Raw genomic sequence first — 2,749 nt, forward strand, 5'->3', positions numbered from 1 at the left:
CTGAAACATGTATAGCATCAATGTTATACATGGTGTAATCTATGTATAACATTGATGTTATACATGGTGACATATGAAGATAATACAAATTGGAAATAGAAAAGGTGGTGTTGGTAAAACCACTACTACCAATAACTTAGCTTGGGAATTAGTGAAAGCAGGCAAGAAGGTTCTTTCGGTAGACTTTGATGGTCAAGGAAATTTAACAACTATGTTGCTTGGTGATGAACCAACTAAGCATTGGATAGGTGATGTACTTCTAGATCATAGATTCGATATCGCCGCCGCAATATATCCAGCCTGTATAGATGGGAAAATAATTTCTAATCTAGACGTGATTCCCGGCAGAAGTGGGGATCACATGACCAAGTTAGATATGGAAATGATTTCATTAACGAAGCGAGAAGAACGATTGTCATTACAGTTAAAGAAATTAGAACACCATTATGACTATGTACTGATAGACACTAATCCTGGCACATCAGTTTTGAGCTTGAATGCAGTAACGGCTGCTGACTTGTATATCATCCCTACAACGTACCGAGATATGTCATTCGACGGGATTGAGACCTTTTTGCAGCATGTTAGCGATGTGAGATTCATAGAAGAAGACCAAATTAACTATGTGATCTTGAGAACTGCATTAAAAAGGGCTTCTAAACGAGAACTGGAGTACGGGAATAGTCGAATTCAAGCACAGTGGCCTAATTCAGTTGCCAAGACTGTTATTTGGGATCGCTCAGTATTTGGCGAAGCTGAATTGTCTAGAATGCCCGTTAGTCTGTTTGCTCCAGGTCATCCTGCTGCTGCCTATTATAAGGATTTTGCACGGGAGATTATGAATGGATAACGTAATGATCCGCATAAGTGAACTGGAAACCAAAGGTAAATTGTCTCCTGCGGAAAAAGGGGAATTAAAAGCACTAAAATCCAAGCAAGCAAAAGCCTCAAAGCAGCAGACAATAGAACACAATACTGTTGTGACAAACGTTTTTGGAAAAGTAGCAACAACATCGATTAAACCTACACCTATCAGATTTTTAGAATCTGAATTAGTAACGCTTGCAAACGTAGCGGACAGATTACGTTCTGGTTCACCAACACAGGTGATTGCTGAACTAGGAAATCTTCAAGAAATAAATAGGACTAAGTTAATACGGGCTGCGGTTGAATTGCTTTCAGAACGTAGCAATGAAGAAATTATTGATGCAATTAAAAAAGTGCAGATGAAGATGATTAAATGAATTATGTATAACATCGATGTTATACAAAGATGCTGGCGCAGAGGTGAGAGTCTGCGCCAGCTGACAAACCAAAACTAATACTGATGGTGTCAAGAGGAGTTCTAGTATGTCAATTGCAGACTATACAAATTTTAAGACTTTGCGTCTATCGGAGCTGGTCAACAAGCCAAAAAATGAGCTGGAGCAATTTGCAGAACTATTGCTTAAGCAAGGGGTGAGATTTAACTTAGATTATCTGCTAACTCACTAAAATTTAAACGAATAAACACTATGCTCTATTGTATAGTGTTTATTCTATTTCCCTCTATATCCGTAAAATCCCACTCGATAGAACAGCTATAAGTCTCTGCGGCTAGGCGTAATTCTTCCCCAATATCAACCAGAACATCCCCCAAATCATTACCACTGAAATGTTCAATCCATAGGGCATAACAAAGTGGCCGGATCTTGATGGGCCTGTGGTCGCAGATGATAAAGCTTTCGATATCACTCCCTAGCCACTGGCTTTGTTGCATATCGGAGTTTTGGCTAGTTATCTCTAATCGTAGTATCACGGCTGTATGAGTGGGGGATTGGCATCTATCCCCAAAATCAAAGGTAAGTCGTTCATACGTCACACCAAATGCGTTTGCGAGCTGTAGCAATACATGATCCCTGTTACTCATATCGCCTCCTGTCATCGTTAGCCACGGTACTAAAAAAAAGCGGGCTGGTCATTTACTTGCTATTACAAAGAGAGTAAATTAATTAATTAATAAGTTAATAACTAATTAATTATTGTGAGGTTGATATGAGTAACGAAACAACTACAGCCGGACGCCCCCCCATTGATGCAAGCCGCTATTACGCTCAGATCGAGGCGTGGTTAACGGAAGGCAAACGCATTGATGAAATAACCGCTACAATGTTGCAGAGAACGGTCGGCGGTCAGTACAAAAAGATAAGTGAAACACTAGAGAGGTACAAAACTGGCTATATCTCCAAAGAGCTGATGGAGCTGCCGCCGGTGCCTGATGAACTGGGCAATGCTGTTAATGCCGCAGCGTTGGAAATATGGCGGATATTGCAGGGGGCAAAATCGAAGGAGATAGCCGAACTCAAAGAGCAACAAGCCGATGATTTGGCCGGATTAGAACAATTGGCCGCAGAACGTCTGGATAGGGTGGATGAACTGGAGCAGCAGATTGAAGTAAAAGACCAAGAAACCAATAATCTAAAGCAACAGTTAAAAGATGCTATTTCAACGAATAACAATCTGGTTGACGTCAATTCACGACTAGATAGCGAGTTAAAGCAAGTTACTCACCAGTCCCAGGAACTGATGCTAGAACTGCGGCAGCTGCGAGGCGAATTATCTGTAGCACAACAGACGACCATCAAACAACAAGCCAACATTGAGCATCTGCAGGAGCAACTGAGCAAAACAGAAGTTCAAGCGAAGGCGCTAGCCGCTGATAACCGCCAATATCAAAAAACTGCGGAGCTAGCTCAAGCAAAATCCGACA

At 41.3% G+C, this 2,749-nt stretch carries 5 protein-coding genes; 4 read left to right on the forward strand and 1 reads right to left on the reverse strand.

Annotated elements, in window-relative coordinates; translation table 11 throughout:
* Positions 1-73: 73 nt before the first annotated feature.
* The 3 genes from J3L11_RS18260 (at position 74) to J3L11_RS18270 (ending at position 1,494) form a co-directional block, all read left to right on the forward strand.
* Complete coding sequence (locus J3L11_RS18260; protein WP_207571908.1) at positions 74-850, forward strand: ParA family protein; 777 nt, start codon at positions 74-76, stop codon at positions 848-850.
* Positions 843-1,244 carry a hypothetical protein gene (locus J3L11_RS18265; protein WP_207571909.1) on the forward strand — a complete coding sequence of 134 codons (402 nt, stop codon included), beginning with the start codon at positions 843-845 and terminating at the stop codon, positions 1,242-1,244. The genes J3L11_RS18260 and J3L11_RS18265 overlap by 8 nt, the downstream gene beginning before the upstream one ends.
* A 106-nt stretch (positions 1,245-1,350) precedes the next feature.
* Positions 1,351-1,494 carry a hypothetical protein gene (locus J3L11_RS18270; protein WP_207571910.1) on the forward strand — a complete coding sequence of 48 codons (144 nt, stop codon included), beginning with the start codon at positions 1,351-1,353 and terminating at the stop codon, positions 1,492-1,494.
* Between the two features lie 25 nt (positions 1,495-1,519).
* On the opposite strand, the gene J3L11_RS18275 is transcribed toward J3L11_RS18270, so the two are convergent.
* Positions 1,520-1,909 (reverse strand): hypothetical protein, encoded by a 390-nt coding sequence (locus J3L11_RS18275; protein ID WP_207571911.1) that lies wholly within the window; start codon positions 1,907-1,909, stop codon positions 1,520-1,522.
* 125 nt (positions 1,910-2,034) lie between these two features.
* On the opposite strand from J3L11_RS18275, the gene J3L11_RS18280 reads away from it, so the two are divergent.
* Positions 2,035-2,749, forward strand: a 715-nt coding sequence (locus J3L11_RS18280; RefSeq protein ID WP_207571912.1) for a DNA-binding protein, incomplete at its 3' end; no start/stop codon positions are given.

Source organism: Shewanella sp. 4t3-1-2LB (assembly GCF_017368415.1).
GTDB classification, from domain to species: Bacteria; Pseudomonadota; Gammaproteobacteria; order Enterobacterales; family Shewanellaceae; genus Shewanella; species Shewanella fodinae.